Source organism: Paenibacillus sp. FSL P2-0089, from assembly GCF_038595095.1.
GTDB classification, from domain to species: Bacteria; Bacillota; Bacilli; order Paenibacillales; family Paenibacillaceae; genus Paenibacillus_AQ; species Paenibacillus_AQ silagei.
On the sequence record NZ_CP152006.1, the window covers coordinates 1,195,444 to 1,216,273 of the forward strand.

Genomic DNA, 20,830 nt, shown 5'->3' on the forward strand with positions numbered 1-20,830 from the left:
AGGCATGAGAATCATCCTGGCCACATTAAATGCCAAATATATTCATACCTCGCTTGCGATCCGGCTGCTGAAGGCGTATAGCGAGCATGAGTTCGAGGATATCCTTTTGGCGGAATATACCATCAAAGATCCCGCGATGAACATCGTGTCTGACCTTTTTCAGAAGCAGCCGGATGTGATTGGCTTCTCCTGTTACATTTGGAACATCGAGGAGACCATCAAGCTGGTCGGTATTCTCAAGCAGGTCATGCCGGAGGTCAAGATTGTGCTGGGCGGGCCGGAGGTATCCTATGAGCCGCTCTACTGGATGAAGCGGGAGGCCGGAGTGGACTTTGTCGTGATCGGTGACGGGGAAGAGACCTTCCACCATCTGCTGCAGGAGATCCGGGATGAACATAAGTACCATTTCGTATACGGTGCGGCTTACCGCAAGGGCGAAGAGCTGATCGTTAATCCTCCCCGTCCCAAAAGTGATCTTAACACCCTGCCGACCCCGCACCGCTTCGCGGAGGATCTGCCGGAGCTGAGCAAGCGGATTGTTTATTTTGAGACGAGCCGGGGCTGTCCCTTCAACTGCCAATTCTGCCTGTCCAGCATTGAGGTGGGCGTGCGTTATTATGATATCGAACGGGTGAAGTCCGATCTGCTCTATCTGATTGAGGGCGGGGCCAAGGTGATCAAGTTCCTGGACCGCACGTTCAATATCAACCGCAATTATGCGATGGAGATGTTCCAGTTCCTGATCGATAATCATCAGGGCTGCGTGTTCCAGTTCGAGATTACCGCTGATATTATGCGTCCCGAGGTGCTGGATTTCCTGGCGCAGAACGCCCCTCCGGGCGTCTTCCGCTTCGAGATCGGCGTCCAGTCGACGAATGACGAGACCAATGAGCTGGTCAAGCGCCGCCAGAACTTCACCAAGCTGTCGCGCACTGTGATGAAGATCAAGGCCAGCGGCAACATCGACCAGCATCTCGATCTGATCGCCGGATTGCCAATGGAGGATTACGACACCTTCCGCAAGACGTTTAATGACGTCTTCGCCATGGAGCCGGAGGAGCTGCAGCTCGGTTTCCTCAAAATGCTGCGCGGCACCGGGCTGCGAGCCCAAGCCGCCAAATACGACTATACGTATATGGAGCATGCGCCATACGAAATTCTCAGCAGCCATGTCATGCCGTTCGCCGATATTATCCGGCTCAAGCGGCTGGAGGATGTGCTGGAGAAGTACTGGAACAGCCAGCGGCTGGCTCATTCGGTCAAGTACCTGATCCGCCATGTCTTCCCGTCCCCGTTCGACTTCTTCCAGGAGTTCGGGGACTACTGGGAAGAGCGGGGCTGGCAGAAGATCGGGCATCAGCTGGAGGATCTGTTCACCCGGCTGCATGACTTCCTGACGGACCGGGGCACGGCCTCCATGGACATAGTCACCGGCCTGATGAAGCTGGACTACTTCCTCGCCCACAAGTACAAGCCCCGCAAGATCTGGTGGGACGATGTGCTTGATAAAGCGGAGTGGGCGAAGCACCTGAAGCAGATCGCCAGTCAGCCGGAGCTGATCTCGGCCAAGCTGGCGGAGGCCGGACTTAGCGAGCGGGAGCTCCAGAAGTTCATCGTGCTCGACGAGCTGCCGTTCCGGCTCGATCCGGTGCTGGAATCGATCAGCGGGCTGCGCTATGACGGGGAGCTTGGCGCTGAGGCGGAGGTTGGAGCTTCTGGCGAAGGTGAAGCAGTTGCCGCAATCAAGGCAGAAGTATCGCCTCCGGCGGTTGCCGGGGGAGGCGGGTGTGAAGGCCGGGCGGCTGCAACGGCGGTCGCCGCCGGGAGCGGGTTGGCCCTGCCTGGTCCGCACCCCGGGGCAAGCGATGGCCGCACGCTGCTGGTCGTCCTGTATCAGCAGGACGAGAGCCAGCGGGCACAGTATTATACGCTGCCTTTGTAGGGGAATGCCCCTGACTACACTGGACACCTGCCTGCCGATGCGGATGTATGCGAAAAACCGGACACATCCGGCGTTCCGTGGGCGCGTGAACCAAGTGTAATCGAAAAACCGACCACATTCGGCGTTGCGTGCCCACGTGGTCCAAGTGTAATCGAAAAACCGACCATATTTGGCGCTGAGTGCCCACGTGGGCCAAATGTAATCGAAAAACCGTCCACATCCGGCGTTGCGTGTGCGAGTGAGCCAAATGTAATCGAAAAACCGACCACATTCGGCGTTGCGTGGTAGCGTGGGCCAAATGTAATCGAAAAACCGACCATATTTGGCGCTGAGTGGGCCCGTGGTCCAAGTGTAATCGAAAAACCGACCACAATTGGCGCTGTGTGTGCACGTGAGGCAAATGTAATCGAAAAACCGACCACATTCGGCGAAGCGGCCGCAAGGGAGCATGAGCGGGAGTCGGTTACCTATGGGGGGCATACAGTTGAGTCAGGAGCAGCACATATCATTGTTTAGATACGGTGACGAGCACGGGGAGCAATTCAAAGACCAGAGTGTGGGGGATTTGGGCGATGGATAGTTGCTATGAAATGTATAATCGTCTTACAGAGCTATTCACCCGCGATACACTGCTAATGGATATTTTCAAGCGTGCCCAAGGCTTGGCCCCGTTCCCTTACTACATAGGTGCAGGATGCTTGGTGCAAACGGTGTGGAATGAGCTTACCGGGCGTGCGCCGGGGTACGGAATTAGTGACATCGATATTATTTATTATGATGCGGCCGATTTGAGTTATACTGCTGAGGATGCGATGGTTGCTAAGGGCAGGGAGCTTTTTAAGGATATTGCTATCCCGGTCGATCTCATGAATCAGGCCCGAGTTCATTTGTGGTACCCCCAGAAGTTCGGTGTGGAGATCCAGCCCTACACATCGCTGGAAGCTGCAATTAATAGCTGGCCAACCACGGTGACTTCTCTGGGAGCACGGCTTGAGCTGAACGGTGACTGGAAGGTTTATGCCCCATTTGGTCTGGAGGATTTATTTCAATTAATTCTACGCCCCAACAAAGCACTGATCAGCGAGAAGATTTACGAAGCGAAGACGCAGAAATGGAAGTCGAAGTGGCCGGAGCTTACAGTGGTCCCTTGGGGGCAGTGAGACTCTGACCGTTTTTGGGCGAATAGACGGCGGAGCTTATCCTCCCGGGGAGACCCGGATTTGGGAATCTAAGGAGCTGCTGAGGAACCGTGTAGAGAAGGTGATTGACCAATATCTCGGGTTCCAAAAGGTGATCATTACCGGACACGGCATGGCTTTTCGTACCTTGATAGGGGAGGCTGCGGAAACACCACATGCTTCTATCAGCGAATATACAAAAACTCCGGAGTCTTCTGAAATATAAGCTATTTTCAAAAACACTTCTTTTATAAACACTTCATTGTATTTATCTCCATTAAGTGTTACGTTAAATGATGAGATGCAATTAAAGGAGCATATACCTTATCATGTGGATTACTCTGTAAGGATAAATTAACCGGAAGAATGCCAGCATTAGTGGAGAACACTATGCTATTAGGCATGTCTTTCTTTAATCTTACAGGGTATGCAGGGTGAGCTTGGTTCATAGACCGACTTCTGCGGATACCTTAGGGTATCTTTTTTTGTTGCCGGGACACCGCATCTCAATGGCTTCTTATCTGCTTATCCTCCTAAATCGTGAATGGGGGAACTACTATATGCAACCTAAATTGATTTTTATCGAGGGCTTACCCGGCTTCGGGAAATCCACCACGGCGCAGCTGATTTATGACATTCTTGCTGAGTCGGGCACTAAAGCTCAGCTATTCCTGGAGGGGAATTTGGATCATCCGGCGGATTATGATGGTGTCGCTTGTCTTACAAAGGCAGAGTACGATGAGCTGTTGGGGATGTGGGCCGATTCAAGGCATGTATTAAGTCCGCGGACAACTGTTCATGACAGCCATTACCTGGTGGAATACCGGAAAATCCTAAATGAACACAGTTCCCGGGTTCCAAAGGAAGGGACGGATATTTTTGCCCGGAACGATGTGTATGAATTGTCGTTCGCGCAGAACAGGGAGCTGATTACAGCAAGATGGAGGCAGTTCGCGGAAAAGGCCTTGCAGGGGGCGGACACGTATGTGTTCGATTGCTGCTTTATCCAGAACCCGGTAACAATGGGGATGATTAAGCATGGGGCAGCCGAGGAAGACATTATAAGCTACACGTTGGAGTTGGAGGCCATCACGGCCGGATTGAATCCGCTGCTGATCTATATTGAACAGGACGATCTGGAGCATTCTTTCCGCAAAGCAGTCCGCGAAAGACCCCTGGAGTGGTCAGAGGGGTTCATTGAATATTACACCAAACAGGGGTATGGCTTTAAACAGGGGCACGAGGGCTTAGAAGGAACTCTGAAGGTTCTTGAGGCCAGACTGAAATTAGAAGAAATTATATATAACCGCATAAACATGCACAAGATCAAAGTCAATAATTCCTCGTATGATCTTCCGGCGTATAAGCAAGATTTAGCGGGGAGACTGGCAGGATATTTAGAGCGTGAATAAAGGGTCCTCGTAGAGTTACTGTTAATACCTGAGGTGATAATTTGGGTTTTGGCGCGGTAAGTGGAGCTTAAGCGGTAAATGAGGCTTAAGAAGAAGCCTGGAAATCGTGTATGAATTACAACATTCGCTGCTTCTGGAGCGTCAACATGGCGAAATCCTGCACAGAATGCAACAACTGGTGCTTCTAAGAGCGTTAATTTGTTAAAAATAATGCAAAAAGTGCAACATTTTCTACTGTGACGGTGCTGATAGGGTGGAGATCCTGCAAAAAGTACAACAATTGCTACTGCAGGATCAGCGGCAGACCTTACGTTACAGCTAAGTTGAGAATTACCACAGAGCTTAACTAACTGCTACGGTTAAATATTACCGATGAGGACGCTATACAGCTGCTACGGCAAAATAATCGAAAGAGAGGCACTCCGTCCGGGCGGAGTGCCTCTCTTGTCGTACTATACCTGCGGATCAAAGTGCAGTGGCGACATAGGTATGCACTGTGTTACACCACCGTAAGCATCAGACCAACGTCAGCACCAGACCAGTAAGTGCGTCTGCATCAATAGGCTAATCCGCCGTAGGCTGAAGCCGCATGGATTCGGCAGGCAGGTGGCGAGCGAGCCAGTCCAGCACATCGGCCGTGACCTCGTCCCGGTTGACCTCATTCAGCATCTCATGCCTTCCTCCCGGATACAGCTTGCATTCTACATCCTGAAGCCCCTGCTTCCGGTATAACTCAGCCAGACGCATCACCCCTTGACCGTTCATCCCCACAGGGTCCTTCTCGCCCGCAAACAGGTAGACCGGCTTGTCGCTGCATAGGTGCTGAAGAGTGGACCTGGTATGAAGCTCACGCAGCAAATGGAAGAAGTCCCGGAAGAAGCGGGTGGTGCAGATCGCCCCGCAGTACGGGTCTGCAATGAACTTATCTACCTCCTCCGGATCACTGCTGAGCCAGTCAAAAGCTGTGCGGACCGGAGAGAAGGACCGGTTATAAGCGCCGAAAACAATGCCATTCAGCAGTACACTGCGGTGATGGTCGCCCTGTAGCCTTAACTGCATAGCCGACAAGGATTCTGCCAGCCGCAGCATGCTCCGGGGACCATTGGTGCCGCTGAGGATGAAGCCGCTGTAAATCTCATGCCCCTCTTCGCACATGAGCTTCTGAGCCAGAAACGAACCCATGCTGTGCGCGAACAGGTAGATAGGGGCATGCTCATGCCGGGAGCAGGCAACTCCCGCAAGCTGCAGCAGATTGCGCCGCATCCAGTAGAAGCCGTTCTCCCCGCTGTCACCGAGCAGGTTGACTCTGCCGGCGGTTAGGCCATGTCCCCGGTGGTCATTGGCATATACGGCATAACCGGCTGCGGTGAGCGCCGAGGCGAACCGGGCATACCGCGCAGCCGTCTCACACATACCATGTGCAATCTGCACAATCCCCCGAATCTCCGTTCCCGCCTCCGGCAGCCATTCATAGACATGGATTTTGACATCTAAGGGATCAGTCATGGAAAAAGTGTTCTCAGTCATCGCCTGTCCTCCTGAAAATGAAGTTCAGCATTCCTAGCGTAAAGAGTACCTGGTGCTACCCTGATCCAAGTGAAACACAGTCCGTCTGCTTAAGGCAGATAAGAGCGCAGCACGGTAGATTGTCCTTCAATGCTGTAAGCGCCCAGGCTGGAAGGGAGCAGATAGCATTCGCCCGCTGCGTATGGCTGGGAGCCGCCCTCCCAGATCAGGTGGCCGCTGCCCTCGCAAATCACCAGGATGGTGAAGCTGTCATCGGTGGTGGCGAGCTGCCATTCGCCGGACACCAGACCTTTTTCCACGATAAAATAAGGGGAGGAGGCAATCTGCAGCCATTCACCGGCCACTGCACCATCGGTCTTCATCGAAGTCGCGCCTGCGCCTTCATAGGCAGTAACATTCAGGGAATCCTCGATATGCAGCTCGCGCGGCTTCCCGTCCAGACCCGGACGGTCGTAATCGTAAATCCGGTATGTAGTGTCAGAGTTCTGCTGGATCTCCGCTACAACGACACCTGCACACAAGGCGTGTACAGTCCCGGCAGGAATATAGAAGGAGTCACCGGCAGCTACAGTCACTTCCTGCAGGCTGTCCATAACCGTTCCGTTTTCCAGCGCGTCCTTCAGCATCTCGCGGGTGACGCCTTCCTTCAGGCCGTAGATGATTTTGGCGCCTGGCTTGGCGTCCAGCACGTACCACATTTCGGTTTTGCCCAGCTCGCCCTTGGGGAGTCCGGCATAATCATCCGTAGGATGCACCTGCACGGAGAGGTTGTCATTGCAATCCAGCAGCTTGATCAGCAGCGGGAATCTTCCGCCTTCTTCCGTGATGCCCTTGCTGCCGAACCACTCGTGCCCGAACTGCTCACGGATGGCATCCAGGCCTTGTCCGGCCAGCTCGCCGTTGACTACTGAGGAGGTGCCGTTCGGATGATCGGCAATCATCCAGCCTTCGCCGATATGGCCTTCCGGCAGATCCAGGCCGAATTTCTCCAGCGCTCGGCCTCCCCAGACACGTTCTTTGAATTCCGGCTGAAATTTCAGAGGATATGGTTTCGTCATTACAACATCTTCCTTCCTGATAATAGAATTGGCGATTTGTCTTGTCCCGGTCTGTCAACCCGATGATGGTGTCCCGGGAAAATACAATCGCTGCGAAAACTGGGCGATTGCAATCTCTGATCAGCTTCTTTTCTTCTCTACAGCTACTACGTACGGTGCAGACTCGCGCTGAAGCTGGCGGTACACGATGGTCTGCGCGTCCTGTTGGGCCAGTCCGGCGGCCCAGGCTTCGACAGCGGCGGCTTCGCGGCCGCCGCCTTCGTGGCCGGGATACAGCACGGCCGTGATGATCCCGCCCGGGCGGAGCAGCGCAAGCGCCGCCTCCAGCGCGGCCAGCGTGCTCTGCGGCTCGGTGATGATGGTCTTATCGGCATCGCCTGCGGGCAGATAGCCGAGGTTGAACATCACCGCCGAGGCCGTTCCGCGCCAAGCGGGCGGAACGGCTTCAGCCATGGCTGCATGGCTCTGCAGCAGCAGCGTCACGGGAGCCAGCGCAGCAGGCGCTTCCTCCCGGGCCAGCCGCAGGCGCTCGCCGGCAAGAGCCAGCGCCTGCGGCTGGATGTCGAACCCGTACACCCCGCCGCGCGGCCCGGCCGCCTTGGCGAGGAACAGGGTGTCGGCGCCGGTTCCCACGGTGGCGTCGATAGCCCGTCCGCCGGGCGGGAGCCGCTCAGCGGTCAGCTTATGGGCGAAGCTAAGGACAGAGAGGAAGCCCATCAGCCCTTCCTCCAGTACTTACCCTGCCAGGTGTCCCTGGCAACCAGCTCCTGGTCAATGGCATTCAGTACTTCCCACTTCTTGAGGCTCCACATCGGGCCGATCAGAGCATCGCGCGGGGCATCGCCGGTCAAGCGGTGGACGATCATGTCCGGCGGCAGAATTTCCAGCGAGTCGGCAATGAGCTTCACATATTCATCCTGCTCCAGGAACCGCAGCAGCCCGGCTTCATACTGCTTCACCATCGGCGTTTTGCGCATGAGATGAAGCAGGTGGATTTTGATCCCCTGAACTCCCATATTCGCTACAGCAGCTACAGTCTCCAGCATCATCTCATGCGTTTCCTGCGGAAGACCGTGAATGATATGGGTACACACCCGGATGCCGTGACGGCGGAGCTTCGCAACAGCTTCAGTATAGCAGGCGGTATCATGCGCGCGGTTAATCAGATCCGAAGTGGACTGATGAATGGTCTGAAGCCCCATTTCCACCCATAGATAGGTGCGCTGGTTCAGCTCCGCGAGATACTCCACTACATCATCCGGCAGGCAGTCGGGGCGGGTGGCAATGGCGAGGCCGACAACCCCGGGCTGCTGCAAAATGACTTCATAATATTCCCTTAGCTCCTCGACAGGAGCATACGTATTGGTATAGGCCTGGAAATAGCCGATATATTTGGCATTCGGCCATTTCTGATGCTGGCGGTCGCGGATATGGTTGAACTGGGTGACGAGATCATCCCGGCGGCTTCCGGCGAAATCGCCTGACCCTCTGGCACTGCAGAACGTACAGCCTCCTTTGGCGATGGAACCGTCACGGTTCGGACAGGTGAAGCCCGCATCGAGCATGACCTTGAACACCTTGGTATCCATCTGCCCGCGCATTTCGTAGTTCCAGGTATGGAACCGTTTATCCCCCCACAGAAGCGGAGAGGAGGCCTGTAAAAGATTAGACATGTGCAGCTCCTTTCATTAACCTTCCCATTGTATCAAAAATCCGTGATGAACGTAACAATCCCTCCCGGAAATCCGCCGAAAAAAAACTAAAAATAGGCTGTGAATTACCGCCATTCGGCTTGAAAATGCTTACACATTATGTTATATTTAAAGTGTTAAAAAAGCCGCTGCAGCAACCACAATCTTATGCTTGAATTCATAATTTCGTGTCGTCCGGTCCATACTAAACCTTAGAGGTGATAACGATGAATTCTCCAACGGTATTTGCTGATAACAAAGGTTCGATTGATGTGCAGCTGACTCCCGATGAAGCTCTCGCCCTGACAGGCGTAGAATTCAACGGCAACCACAAGATCAAGACAGAAGCGCAGCGGAAGATCCGCAATGCGTTCGAGAAGACCTTCGAGTTCGATAAATAAATGGCAGTCCGCTGAACGGCGGGCCGGTATTACAGATACAACACGCACGGAACTTTCGACCAGTCCAACAGGGGCAGGATGGAGGTTCCTTTTCTTTTGCTGAAATCCCTTTACTTTTGCCGGTAAGTTCGGCACAATATTGCAAGTGGCATTTATCCTATTCACAGATAAGGCAATAAAGAGATAAGCGGAGGAGTACCTATGCGTTTACGAGGAAGAAAAGGAATACGTGAAAGTCTTGAGGAGCAGACCGATCTGGTCATCCTGGAACCACGCAGCCTGAAGGGGCGCTGGTCCGAATTGTTCGGCAATGATCATCCGATTCATGTGGAGTTCGGAATGGGCAAGGGACAGTTTATCAGTCAAATGAGCTTCAAATACCCGGAGATTAATTTCATCGGCGTGGATATGTATGACGAGCTGGTGCGGCGCGCAGCCGAGAAGGCCCGGAATGTATGGGAGCCGGCAGGAGAAGAGACACCGCCCAACGTGAGAGTGGCCCTGGCCAATATCGATTACGCGGAGGAAGTGTTCGCTCCAGGGGAGCTGGAACGGATTTTTCTAAACTTCAGTGATCCCTGGCCGAAAAGCAAGCATGCCCGCCGCCGTCTGACGCATCCGCGTTTTCTGGATAAATACCGCGGACTGCTCAGTCCGCTCGGCGAGATCCATTTGAAGACGGATTCCCGCAGCCTGTTTGAATTCTCGCTTAATGCCTTTGCGGACTATGGCCTGCAGATGAAGAATATTTCGCTTGACCTGCATGAGGGCGGCGTGATCAACGAAGAGCATGTTATGACCGAATACGAGACCAAGTTCTATGGACGGGGCGTGAACATTCACCGCTGTGAGGCAATTGTCGGAGACGAGGCGCTGAAGCAATATCAGGCCACCCGTCTGGACAAGTACCGCCTCTAGGCTGCATTACCTGCAATTACAGCAAAAGGCAGCCCGGTTCATTCATACCGGACTGCCTTTTGCGTTCTAACCTGATTCTCTACTCCCCATGTTCTGCGCGCGGTTTATCCAGCATATCAATAATGCTTTGGGCGCTTTGCAGCGGGTTGTACCTGGAGATGGCCTCCAGATGGGCCTTGCGCGCCGCACGGACATTTCCGTAATCATTCAGCAGCCGCTCCATCCACCGGTCAACTACATCGAGGGAGCTGATCGGCTCTCCCAGTCCGGCGGCAGTGAAGTACCGGCAGTTCTCTTCTTCCTGGCCCGGCAGCGGAGAGTGGAAGAGCATCGGAATGCCCTTGGCCAAGCCTTCGCTGCAGGTCATGCCGCCCGGCTTGGTGACCAGCAGGTCGGACACCTCCATCAGCTTGTCAATCTCCCGGGTGAAGCCCAGCAGCCGGATGTTGGGATGCCTGAACCGCGGGTCTTGCATCATCTCCTGCAGCAGCTTGTCATTCTGGCCGAGGCAGAACACAATCTGCACCTTGTCCCGCCATCCGGCCAGAGCCGCATTCACTACTTCGTCATTCATCATGCCCCATCCACCGCCCATGACCATGACCGTCGGAATACCAAGCAGCTTGAACTGCTCTTGAATGTCTTCCCGGCCGTGCTGCTCCCAGAAGCTCGGGTGGACAGGAATGCCGGTTACCCGGATCTTGAAGGCGGCAACGCCCCGGCGGCGCAGCTTCGCCTTGACCTCAGGGGTGGATACCAGATAGCGGTCCACCTGCGGGCTGATCCAGCTGGCATGGGCGTCATAATCTGTAATGACCGTAATCAGGGGAGCCTTCAGCGACGGGTGAAGCCGCTTCAGGCGTGAGATAACAGCACCGGGAATGAAGTGGGTACAGACGATAATGTCCGGCTTCAGCTGCTTCACAATATTTTGGGCATGCGTATAAAACAAGCGGTGCAGGGCAAGTGTGGTAAGACGATTGAATGATTTCTGGTGACGGTACACATAGCCCATCAGCCGGGGCTGGGAGGTAACCGTCTTGCGGTATGCCGAGACAATGAGCGGGGCCACCTTGGGATTCAGGAAGCTCCCCAGCTCCAGCACCTTGGTCTGCACCTCCGGAGACAGCTTCCGCAGGCTGCTCGACAGCGCATATGCAGCCTGGGTATGCCCGGCACCGAAGCCCTCTGACAGCAATAATATTCTTTTTTTGCGCAATGTATAGTTCACCTGTTCCCTAGAGGTATTGACCGGCCGGCGCCCTTAGGCATCATATCCAGAGGGCAAGCGTACCGGCTGCGACTCCAGACCCAATGACCGCTCCTGCGAGGACATCAGATGGATAATGCAGCCCGAGGTAGATCCGGGAGAAGCCGACTGTGCAGGCCAGAGGAAGCAGGACCGCAGTCAGGACAGGAAAGGCTATCATATAAGGAACCGTTGAGGCGAAGATAGCGGTCGTATGGCCTGAAGGAAAAGAATGATCCTTAAGCGGATTGCGGAACGTATTGGTGTCCGGCAGGGCCAGATAGGGCCGCAGGCGCGGGTAGAGCTTTTTGGCGATAGCGACGGGCACATGGCTTATCGCCAGCGCGGCCAGTGCCTGAAGTCCTGTAGTTCTCCATGGCTGCGGGCACACTGCCCAGACCAGGAGATTGATGCCGATCGCGCTTGTTGCACCTCCGAGATGAGTGAGGTAGAAGAGCCAGAAGTTCAGAAACGGATTGTGCATCCGTCCGTTAATCCATTGAAACACCCGCTGCTCCAGGAGATGCAGTTTCTTGAATAAAGGTCTCATATCATGTCCCTCCGATAGTCCGGCTAAAAGAGTTCTGGCGCAGCTTAAGCAGCAGATTTCACGGCCTGAAGCTGTCTTTATCATACTTTTTTAAGGTAGCCCGTTCAAGAAAAAGCTCGGGTCCGCTCGAAAAATGTCTCTTTTGACTTGTGAGCCCCAAAGCGACTACAATGATTCAAGCAGGAAGATCGCGTTTATAAGGTAACAGAGAAATAAGGAGCCAGCCAGTACACTGGAATCCATATTCATATCTTGTGAAACGGGACATAACACAATTCGGAATCCTGCCCGGAACTAAGGGGAAATTCTTGTCTACAGTAAGGGATGCAACAAAAGGGTCAGATAGAACGTTAGCAAGTTAGAGAGAGAGAAAGAGAAAAAACATCAAGATTTGGAAAAAGGGGGCATCTAAAGATCATGACAGACGCATTGTTTGTTACGCTCCAAGTGATCTTGGCGGCAATCGCAGTTTATCAGTTTGCATTTTCGCTGTTTGGACTGCGCAAGAAGAAGAACAAGGTTAGGCATGCGCCGCAAAAGTCATTTGCCGTACTGGTCGCCGCACACAACGAGGAAGAAGTGGTTGGCGCTCTGATGGAGAACCTGAAGCAGCTTAATTATCCCCAGGAACTGTACGATGTATTTGTCATCTGTGACAACTGTACGGATAATACCGCTGCGATCGTGCGGGAGCACGGCATGAATGCTTGTGTACGTACCAACAGCAACCTGCGCGGTAAAGGCTATGCCATCGAGTGGATGCTAAAGGAGCTGTGGGCGCTGCCCCGCCAGTACGACGCTGTAGTCATGTTCGATGCCGACAACCTCGCACATACAGAGTTCCTGACAGAGATGAACAACGATCTGTGTTCAGGCGGACGGGTCATTCAAGGCTACATTGACACGAAGAACCCGGAGGATTCCTGGATCACGGCTGCTTACGGCGTATCCTACTGGTACATCAACCGGCTGTGGCAGCTGTCGCGCCATAATCTGAAGATGGCCAACTTCCTCGGCGGTACAGGCATGTGCTTCGAGACGAACCTGCTGAAGGAAATGGGCTGGGGGGCAACCAGTCTGGTTGAGGATTTGGAATTCACCATGCGCAGCGCCTCCAAGGGCGTATATCCAAGATTTAATTATGATGCCAAAGTATTCGATGAGAAGCCGCTTACCTTCAAGGCTTCCTCCAGACAGCGTCTGCGCTGGATGCAGGGTCATTTCACCGTAGCCCGCCGTTACTTCTTCCCGCTGCTGTGGCAGGGGATCAAGGAACGCAGCCTGACGAAGTTCGACCTGGCACTGTATGGAGCGAACGTATACATTGTGTTGCTTACGTTCCTGATGACTGCCGTAATGTTTGTGGATAATGCTGTGTTTGGCGGTCCGCATATTGCGAATATTTACGGACATCTGCCGCTGTGGCTCGGGTACTTTGCCGTAGGGGCGAACATTCTGACCTTCCTGCTGGCCATGGCCCTGGAGCGGGTGAAGTTCAAGAAGGTCTATCTGTACCTGCTGGTGTTCCCGGTCTATCTGCTCTCGTGGTATCCCATCACGTTCTATGCGTTCTTCACGCAGAACAACAAGCAGTGGAGTCATACCAAGCATACGCGCGTAGTCCGGCTGGAGGAAGTGCAGAGCAAGCAGGTTTCATAATCCGCACTGTAAATTAATAATTTCAGAGGATGTTGACATCTTCAGTCTGATGATGTATAGTATTCAAGTGTGCAAAACATAGGGATTGCAAGCAGAAGCACCGGCTTCTCACCTGACAGGCTAACAGCCTGCTGGTTTTGATCTCAATGCTTTATGAATGGTTACAATTCATGAACGTTGATCAAACGGGGTGTCGGGGAATTACCGGCATCCCTTTTTTATGGAGAACCGTAATATATTATCTGAAAATTATTCGGAGGTGGAGGATTATCAGTAAGGAACATATGATCAATGATGAAATTCGTGCCAAAGAGGTTCGGCTGGTCGGAGCAGAGGGTGAACAAATCGGGATCAAGCCGATCCGCGAGGCGTTACAAATGGCGATCGATCTTAATCTGGATTTAGTCAACGTAGCACCGCAGGCGAAGCCGCCGGTATGCCGCATCATGGATTACGGCAAGTTCCGTTATGAAACGCAGAAGAAAGAGAAGGAAGCCCGCAAGAACCAGAAGATCGTGGATCTCAAGGAAGTCTGGTTCCGTGCAAACATTGAGGAACATGATTATCAGACCAAGTTCCGCAATGTAATCAAGTTCCTGGGCGAAGGCGATAAAGTGAAGTGCTCCGTCCGTTTCCGCGGCCGTGAGATTACCCACGCTAGTATCGGCCAGAAGATCCTGGAGCGCGTGAAGAGCGAAGTAGAAGAGCTTGCTGTTGTAGAGCGCCAGCCTAAGCTGGAAGGCCGCAGCATGATTATGATTCTGGCTCCGAAGCCCCAATAATCCTGGAGTCACTTGCATAGCAATTTGGCGCCGCATAATATTCAAGGAGGAAACACCATGCCTAAAATGAAAACACATAGCAGCCTGAAAGGCCGCTTCAAGATCACTGGAACTGGTAAAGTATTGCGTTACAAAGCTCACAAGAACCACTTGCTGTCCCACAAATCGAAACGTGCAAAACGCGTATTGAACGGCAATCCGGTAATGGCCCCTGGGGATGTAAGACGTTTGAAACAAGGACTCGCTAACTTGAAATAGTTAATCACACATTTTTGGGAGGTTTATTAATATGGCAAGAGTTAAAGGCGGATTTGTAGTTCGTCGTAGACATAAAAAAGTATTGAAGCTGGCAAAGGGTTACTTCGGTTCCAAGCACCGCATTTTCAAAACAGCTAAAGAGCAAGTAATGAAATCGATGGTTTACGCATACCGTGACCGCCGTCAGACGAAACGTAACTTCCGCAGACTGTGGATCGTTCGTATCAATGCTGCAGCCCGTTTGAACGGTCTGTCTTACAGCAAGCTTGTATACGGCCTGAAATTGGCTGGTGTAGAAGTGAACCGTAAGATGCTGGCTGATCTGGCAGTGAATGATCTGAACGCCTTCAACTCCCTGGCTGTTGTTGCCAAAGAGAAGATCAACGCGTAAGACGCTATAAACCGAAAAGCACCGCCTGCGGGTTCTCCCGTGTGACGGTGCTTTTTTTGCGCGGTGGGAACCGCCGGATGGACAGCTATTCCCAATATTTCGTTGTGCTAAGCAACGAAGCGAGTTTCTTGCTGCTGGAGCGTCTCAGCTTGCGCAGCGCAGACCGCTCGTCAGCAGACTGGCAGATCAGCTTCTCTTCGTCGGTCTGGGCCACGATGGCCGGAACAGGGGCTGTAGTGCCGTCTTCATTCATAGCTACGAAGGTCAGGAAGGAAGTTGCGGCAACGGCGCGTTCGCCTGTGTAGAGATTCTCGGAGATAATCTTGACGAATACCTCAATGCTGGTGCGGCCCGTCCAGGAGACAAAGGATTCGAAGCAGACGGAATCCGTCGGCCGGATCGGCAGGAGGAAGTCGACAGAGTCAGCGGATGCCGTTACTACGTTGACCCGGCAGTGGCGCATGGCCGAGATGGAGGCGACTTCATCGATGGTGCTCATGAGCTTGCCGCCGAACAGTGTCTTGTGATTGTTCACATCATTCGGGAAGACGCGGCCGGTTTTGAATACGCGGGATTCATGACAGTATTTGAAGTCGGGTGCAGCTTGTGGTGTGTGTTCTTGTTCCATTTTCAGTAACTCCCTTTGCGTACAAGATGTAATCATACATGATAATAGAAAAGCTTTCCCTGTGCAATAATAATGTTAATGCACTTGGAGCCATAAGCTACATTTTGAGGTTTTCTAACATATAACGGACACAGAAATAACAGCCTGTGTCAAGGTAAGCGATTTCTTGTTGAAAAATGCAAATTATTATTGACCTGAGGTCATTAATAGACTGGATTTTAGCTTTTTTTGCAGGTATAATTTGTACTAATGGTATGTCCAAAGCAGAACACAGAAGACATCCAATTTACTAAGGGGGATCACTTTCGATGAAGAAGTTTTACCAACTATCTTTGGTTATGGTTATGGCCTTCACTGTCATTCTGGCAGGTTGCGGTAACAATAACAGCGCTAATTCCGGCTCCAATGCTGGAACAGCAACTACTGCACCAACAGACGCAGCTGCAACAGAAGCACCAGCAGCAACTGACGCTCCTAAGGCTGTCAAACTGGGTCTAGTAACTGACGTAGGCGGAGTAAACGATAAGTCCTTTAACCAGTCTTCCTGGGAAGCACTGGAGGCTATGGAGAAGGAATTCGGCGCTGAGATCAAATACCTGCAGAGTAAATCCAATGCAGACTATGAGCCTAACCTTAACCAGTTCGTTAAAGGCGGCTATGACCTCACTTGGGGAATCGGCTTCGACCTTGGCGATGCTGTACTGAAGGTTGCCAAAGAGAACCCGAATGCTAACCTTGCGATCATCGACAGTGTAGTGGACGCTCCTAACGTTGAATCTGTAACCTTTGCCGAGAATGAAGGCTCCTTCCTGGTGGGTGTTGTTGCTGGTCTGACAACCAAAACCAACAAAGTAGGTTTCATCGGCGGTATGGAAAGCCCGGTTATCAAACGTTTCGAAGTGGGCTTCAAAGCCGGCGTAGAAGCGGTTAACCCTAATGCTACAGTAAAAATCACTTATGCAGGTGCTTATGATAAGCCGGATACCGGTAAATCTTTGGCGGCAACATTGTATAATGATGGCAACGACATCATCTTCCCTGCTGCAGGTGCAACAGGCAACGGTGTATTTAACGAAGCGAAATCCCGCAACAAAGCCGGCGGCAGCAAAGTATGGGTTATCGGCGTTGACAAAGACCAGTCCCTGGAATTTGGCGATGATGTAACGCTGACTTCCATGATCAAACGTGTTGACGAAGCGGTTAAGAAGGTTTCCCAGCAGGTTGTTGACGGTACCTTCAAAGGCGGTACTACAACTGTTCTTAGTCTGAAAGACAACGGTGTAGGCCTTCCTGAAACATCCAAAGCTAACGTTACTGCCGATATTCTGGCTAAGGTTGACGAATACAGCAAACAAATCATTGATGGAACAATCGTTGTTCCTTCCGAGTAATTCATTGCTTCAGCTTAACCCGATTTAACATAACGACGAAGCAGGGCCGGTTCAAGTACTGGCCTTGTTCTCTGTCAGCATCTGTTATAGACAATCACAACTGTACCGTCCTTGTGTGGGGCGGTACAGCCGTGTCTAAAAGGCAATATTATATATATTCTGTGATGAGGGTGATTCCATGAGTGCTGCGGCTCCTGTCGTAGAGTTGAAGCAAATCACAAAACGCTTTCCCGGTATCGTTGCGAACGACTCCATTAGTCTGACGCTGGAAAAAGGGGAGATCCATGCACTGCTTGGTGAGAACGGGGCAGGTAAATCAACCTTGATGAATATCGTATTCGGACTGTACCAGCCCGATGAAGGCAGCATCGAAATCGACGGGAAACCGGTTATTATTGATAACCCCAATAAAGCTATTGAGCTTGGCATTGGTATGGTTCACCAGCATTTCAAGCTTGTTGATCCTTTTACGGTCACCGAGAACATTGTTCTGGGCATGGAGCCGAAGAAAGGTCTTAAAATTGACTATAAATCCGCTGCGGAGCAGGTTAGTAAGCTATCTGAGCAGTACGGGCTCCAAGTCAATCCAAATGCCAAAATTCATGACATTTCGGTAGGCATGCAGCAACGGGTAGAAATTATGAAAACCCTGTACCGCGGAGCGGATATACTTATATTCGATGAGCCTACCGCTGTACTAACGCCGCAGGAAATTACGGAACTGATGGCGATTATGAAGCGGCTCGTTGCAGAAGGTAAATCCATTATTCTGATCACACATAAGCTGAAGGAAATCATGCAGATTTCCGACCGTGTCACCATTATCCGGCGCGGTAAGGTGATTGATACGGTGAAGACCACCGAGACCAATCCTAACGAGCTTGCTGAGAAGATGGTCGGACGCGGAGTAACCTTCAAAGTGGACAAGCAGCCGCCGCATATTGGCGAGAGCATCCTGAAGCTGTCTAATGTCAGCAGCAAGAGCAAGGATGGCGTGCCTGTGCTGAATGGCCTGAGCTTCGAAGTTAAGGCGGGGGAGATTCTCGGAATCGCCGGAGTGGACGGTAACGGCCAGAGTGAGCTGATTCAGGCCATTACCGGGCTGCGCAAGATTGACTCAGGTTCGATCCAGGTCTCCGGTAAGGAGATTGCCAATCTGTCACCGCGCAAGGTATCTGAAATGAATGTCTCCCATATTCCGGAGGACCGTCACAAGCATGGTCTGGTGCTGGACTTCACCGTGAGCGAAAACATGGTTTTGGAGACGTATTATAAGAGTCCATATAACCAGAACGGGTTCTTGAACACAGATGTGATTAACAAGCATGCCGAAGATCTGGTCAGACAATTCGATGTGCGCACACCTTCTATAGAGAATAAAGCCCGCTCCTTATCCGGCGGTAATCAACAAAAAGCGATTATTGCGCGGGAAATAGACAAGAATCCGACTCTTTTGATTGCCGCTCAGCCAACGCGCGGTTTGGATGTCGGAGCCATTGAATTTGTGCAGAAGCAGCTGATTGCGCAGCGTGACCAAGGCAAGGCTGTACTGCTGATTTCATTTGAGCTGGATGAAATTATGAATGTGTCCGACCGGATTGCCGTTATTTATGAAGGGCAGATTGTCGGAGAGGTATTCCCGCAGGATACGAATGACCAGGAGCTGGGTCTGATGATGGCGGGCAGTTTGAAGCGGGGAGGTCATGCGGATGTCTAGACTCCGGAAAATATTCGCAACAGACAGCTACATAATTCCTCTTGTAGCAATTCTGATGGGTTTCCTTGTAGGTGCTATCGTCATGCTGATTGGCGGTTATGATCCTATTGCGGCTTACTCTGCGCTGTTCAAGCGCGTGTTCGGCAGCCCGTATGATTTCGGTGAGGCGATCCGCGAGATGACTCCGCTTATGCTGACGGGTCTGGCTGTAGCCTTTGCCTTCCGCTCAGGGATGTTCAACATTGGTGCGGACGGGCAGGTCATGATCGGGATGACGGCTGCATCTGTTGTCGGCATTAAGCTTGGCGGGGTATTGCCCGGCTTCCTGTTAGTTCCGCTTGCGGTCATTGCAGCTGCTGTATGCGGCGGACTATGGGCCGGTATTGCCGGATATCTGAAGGCCAAGCGCGGTATTAATGAAGTTATCACAACGATCATGTTGAACTGGATTGCGCTCTTCCTGTCGAATTATATTGTCCGGACGTTCCTGCTTCTGCAAGGGCAGAACCGGTCGGAGGATAATCCGGCTTCTCTATCCATGACCTTCCTCTTCTCCACCTTTGATAATGCCCGTTTGCACTGGGGAACCGTGATTGCTCTGGCGGCAGCAACTTTCTTCTATGTCTATCTCTGGAAGACCAAGCAGGGCTACGAAATGCGTGCAGTAGGCTTGAACCCGCATGCTGCCGAATATGCAGGAATGAATGTCGGACGCAATGTGGTGAAGGCAATGTTCATCAGCGGCGTGTTCGCAGGTCTCGCAGGCGCTGGTGAAGTACTGGGTGTATTCCATTATCAATCCGTATTTGCAGCTTCACCTGGTTATGGATTTGACGGTATCGCTGTTGCCCTGCTTGGACTGACCCATCCGCTGGGTGTCATTCTCGCTGCTATTCTATATGGCACGCTGACGTACGGTTCGGCAGGCATGAGCTTCGGTGCGGATGTGCCTCCGGAGCTGATCCGTATTGTAATCGGTTCGATCATATTCTTCATTGCTGCGCAAGGCATTGTACGCTGGGTGCTCAAACCGTTTTACTTCAAGCGCAAGAAAGAGAAGGTGTTATAGATGGACTTCGTAGTCTTAGGCCAACTGCTCAATACGACGCTTGTTTTTTCCACAGCGCTAATATTTGCCTCCCTCGGCGGCATCTTCTCTGAACGATCCGGTGTCGTGAACATCGGACTTGAAGGCTTAATGATGTTTGGCGCCTTTGCAGCTGCAGTAGGTGGCTACTATGCTCAAGATGCAGGCATGGGCGAATGGGCACCTTGGGTCGGGGTGCTTTGTGCCATGGCTGTCGGAGTAATCGGTTCACTGATCCATGCTGTGGCTGCGATTACCTTCAAGGCTGACCAGACGATAAGCGGTACGGTTATTAACTTCCTGGCCGCAGGCAGCACATTGTACATGGTTAAGCTGTTCTTCGAAGGATCAGGCGAAACTCCGCTGATCGACGGATTCAGCAAAGTGGCGATTCCCGGGCTCTCTAAGATTCCGGTTATCGGCGAGGGGATATTTAACTCCTATCCAACCACTTATCTGGCGATTATCTTAGTCATTGTCATTTATTTCATCCTGTTCAAAACTCCGTTTGGACTCCGTCTGCGCGCAGTCGGTGAACATCCGAGTGCGGCTGATACCCTGGGTGTCAATGTCAACAAGATGAGATACATCGGCGTCATGCTGAGCGGACTGCTGGCGGGTATCGGCGGAGCCACCATTACCTTGACTACTACAGGTACGTTTGCGCACAATACGATCTCGGGACAAGGCTTTATTGCCATTGCTGCGATGATCTTCGGGAAGTGGAATCCGCTTGGTGCCTTCGGTGCTGCGGTATTCTTCGGCTTCTCCCAGGCGATCCGCAACTATGTCCAGCTGTTTGAATGGTCCAAGAGCATTCCGCAGGAATTCATCTTCATGATTCCTTATGTGTTAACCATTATCGTTCTGGTGAGTGCTGTGGGCCGTTCCTCGGCACCTAAGGCGCTTGGTGAACCTTACGATCCGAGCAAACGCTAAGGCTATCGGTATACCAATTCCAGAGCTTAACAGAACAGAACAGAGCGCATTT

The 20,830-nt window shown here is 52.3% G+C and carries 20 protein-coding genes and 1 other annotated feature; of the genes, 13 read left to right on the forward strand and 7 right to left on the reverse strand.

Translation table 11 applies throughout. The annotated features are described in order from the left end of the window. Positions 1–4: 4 nt before the first annotated feature. The 3 genes from NST69_RS05025 (at position 5) to NST69_RS05035 (ending at position 4,532) form a co-directional block, all read left to right on the forward strand. Positions 5–1,942 carry a B12-binding domain-containing radical SAM protein gene (locus NST69_RS05025; RefSeq protein ID WP_342548664.1) on the forward strand — a complete coding sequence of 646 codons (1,938 nt, stop codon included), beginning with the start codon at positions 5–7 and terminating at the stop codon, positions 1,940–1,942. A gap of 572 nt (positions 1,943–2,514) precedes the next feature. Next, entirely contained in the window at positions 2,515–3,102 is a 588-nt protein-coding gene (locus NST69_RS05030) for a nucleotidyltransferase family protein (RefSeq protein WP_342548665.1), read from the forward strand. A 578-nt stretch (positions 3,103–3,680) separates the two neighbouring features. Then, the gene (locus NST69_RS05035) at positions 3,681–4,532 is read left to right on the forward strand and encodes a hypothetical protein (RefSeq protein ID WP_342548666.1); all 852 of its coding nucleotides are present in this window, start codon (positions 3,681–3,683) and stop codon (positions 4,530–4,532) included. Between the two features lie 564 nt (positions 4,533–5,096). Here NST69_RS05035 and NST69_RS05040 read toward each other — a convergent pair. From NST69_RS05040 to NST69_RS05055, 4 genes are all read right to left on the reverse strand, one after another. After that, positions 5,097–6,059: an alpha/beta hydrolase gene (locus NST69_RS05040; protein ID WP_339254349.1), complete on the reverse strand. Its 963-nt coding sequence runs from the start codon at positions 6,057–6,059 to the stop codon at positions 5,097–5,099. Between the two features lie 89 nt (positions 6,060–6,148). Continuing rightward, complete coding sequence (locus NST69_RS05045) at positions 6,149–7,117, reverse strand: type I phosphomannose isomerase catalytic subunit (protein ID WP_342548668.1); 969 nt, start codon at positions 7,115–7,117, stop codon at positions 6,149–6,151. Positions 7,118–7,237: 120 nt separating this feature from the next. Beyond that, positions 7,238–7,834 carry a class I SAM-dependent methyltransferase gene (locus NST69_RS05050; RefSeq protein ID WP_342548669.1) on the reverse strand — a complete coding sequence of 199 codons (597 nt, stop codon included), beginning with the start codon at positions 7,832–7,834 and terminating at the stop codon, positions 7,238–7,240. Continuing rightward, positions 7,834–8,790 carry a TIGR01212 family radical SAM protein gene (locus NST69_RS05055; protein WP_209879751.1) on the reverse strand — a complete coding sequence of 319 codons (957 nt, stop codon included), beginning with the start codon at positions 8,788–8,790 and terminating at the stop codon, positions 7,834–7,836. Before NST69_RS05055 ends, NST69_RS05050 begins: the two co-directional genes overlap by 1 nt. A gap of 245 nt (positions 8,791–9,035) precedes the next feature. On the opposite strand from NST69_RS05055, the gene NST69_RS05060 reads away from it, so the two are divergent. Beyond that, entirely contained in the window at positions 9,036–9,209 is a 174-nt protein-coding gene (locus tag NST69_RS05060; protein ID WP_179090500.1) for a hypothetical protein, read from the forward strand. A gap of 201 nt (positions 9,210–9,410) precedes the next feature. Further along, positions 9,411–10,127, forward strand: coding sequence for a tRNA (guanosine(46)-N7)-methyltransferase TrmB (trmB, locus tag NST69_RS05065; protein WP_036727654.1), 717 nt, complete (start codon positions 9,411–9,413; stop codon positions 10,125–10,127). A gap of 79 nt (positions 10,128–10,206) precedes the next feature. On the opposite strand, the gene NST69_RS05070 is transcribed toward trmB, so the two are convergent. Next, the gene (locus tag NST69_RS05070) at positions 10,207–11,346 is read right to left on the reverse strand and encodes a glycosyltransferase (RefSeq protein WP_342548670.1); all 1,140 of its coding nucleotides are present in this window, start codon (positions 11,344–11,346) and stop codon (positions 10,207–10,209) included. Positions 11,347–11,398: 52 nt separating this feature from the next. Continuing rightward, positions 11,399–11,926, reverse strand: a complete 528-nt coding sequence (locus NST69_RS05075; RefSeq protein WP_036727657.1) for a phosphatase PAP2 family protein — start codon at positions 11,924–11,926, stop codon at positions 11,399–11,401. Positions 11,927–12,343: 417 nt separating this feature from the next. Here NST69_RS05075 and NST69_RS05080 point away from each other — a divergent pair, with 417 nt between their 5' ends. The 4 genes from NST69_RS05080 to rplT all read left to right on the forward strand — a co-directional run bounded on the left by NST69_RS05080 (position 12,344) and on the right by rplT (position 15,016). Next, positions 12,344–13,585 carry a glycosyltransferase family 2 protein gene (locus NST69_RS05080; protein ID WP_036727659.1) on the forward strand — a complete coding sequence of 414 codons (1,242 nt, stop codon included), beginning with the start codon at positions 12,344–12,346 and terminating at the stop codon, positions 13,583–13,585. Positions 13,586–13,668: 83 nt separating this feature from the next. Next, positions 13,669–13,812, forward strand: a sequence feature (ribosomal protein L20 leader region). Positions 13,813–13,869: 57 nt separating this feature from the next. Next, a complete protein-coding gene (gene infC, locus NST69_RS05085) occupies positions 13,870–14,367 on the forward strand; it encodes a translation initiation factor IF-3 (protein ID WP_209879757.1) in 498 nt (165 codons plus the stop codon). Positions 14,368–14,424: 57 nt separating this feature from the next. Then, a complete protein-coding gene (rpmI, locus tag NST69_RS05090; RefSeq protein WP_036696104.1) occupies positions 14,425–14,625 on the forward strand; it encodes a 50S ribosomal protein L35 in 201 nt (66 codons plus the stop codon). A gap of 31 nt (positions 14,626–14,656) precedes the next feature. Further along, positions 14,657–15,016, forward strand: coding sequence for a 50S ribosomal protein L20 (gene rplT, locus NST69_RS05095; protein WP_036649386.1), 360 nt, complete (start codon positions 14,657–14,659; stop codon positions 15,014–15,016). An 85-nt stretch (positions 15,017–15,101) separates the two neighbouring features. On the opposite strand, the gene NST69_RS05100 is transcribed toward rplT, so the two are convergent. Beyond that, positions 15,102–15,644 (reverse strand): acyl-CoA thioesterase, encoded by a 543-nt coding sequence (locus NST69_RS05100; protein WP_036696107.1) that lies wholly within the window; start codon positions 15,642–15,644, stop codon positions 15,102–15,104. A gap of 308 nt (positions 15,645–15,952) precedes the next feature. On the opposite strand from NST69_RS05100, the gene NST69_RS05105 reads away from it, so the two are divergent. The 4 genes from NST69_RS05105 to NST69_RS05120 all read left to right on the forward strand — a co-directional run bounded on the left by NST69_RS05105 (position 15,953) and on the right by NST69_RS05120 (position 20,778). Further along, entirely contained in the window at positions 15,953–17,035 is a 1,083-nt protein-coding gene (locus tag NST69_RS05105) for a BMP family ABC transporter substrate-binding protein (RefSeq protein WP_340978840.1), read from the forward strand. A 178-nt stretch (positions 17,036–17,213) separates the two neighbouring features. Continuing rightward, positions 17,214–18,752: an ABC transporter ATP-binding protein gene (locus NST69_RS05110; protein WP_342548673.1), complete on the forward strand. Its 1,539-nt coding sequence runs from the start codon at positions 17,214–17,216 to the stop codon at positions 18,750–18,752. After that, entirely contained in the window at positions 18,745–19,821 is a 1,077-nt protein-coding gene (locus NST69_RS05115; RefSeq protein WP_339313108.1) for an ABC transporter permease, read from the forward strand. Before NST69_RS05110 ends, NST69_RS05115 begins: the two co-directional genes overlap by 8 nt. Beyond that, positions 19,822–20,778, forward strand: a complete 957-nt coding sequence (locus tag NST69_RS05120) for an ABC transporter permease (RefSeq protein WP_036727665.1) — start codon at positions 19,822–19,824, stop codon at positions 20,776–20,778. It abuts the gene before it with no gap. Positions 20,779–20,830 lie beyond the last annotated feature (52 nt).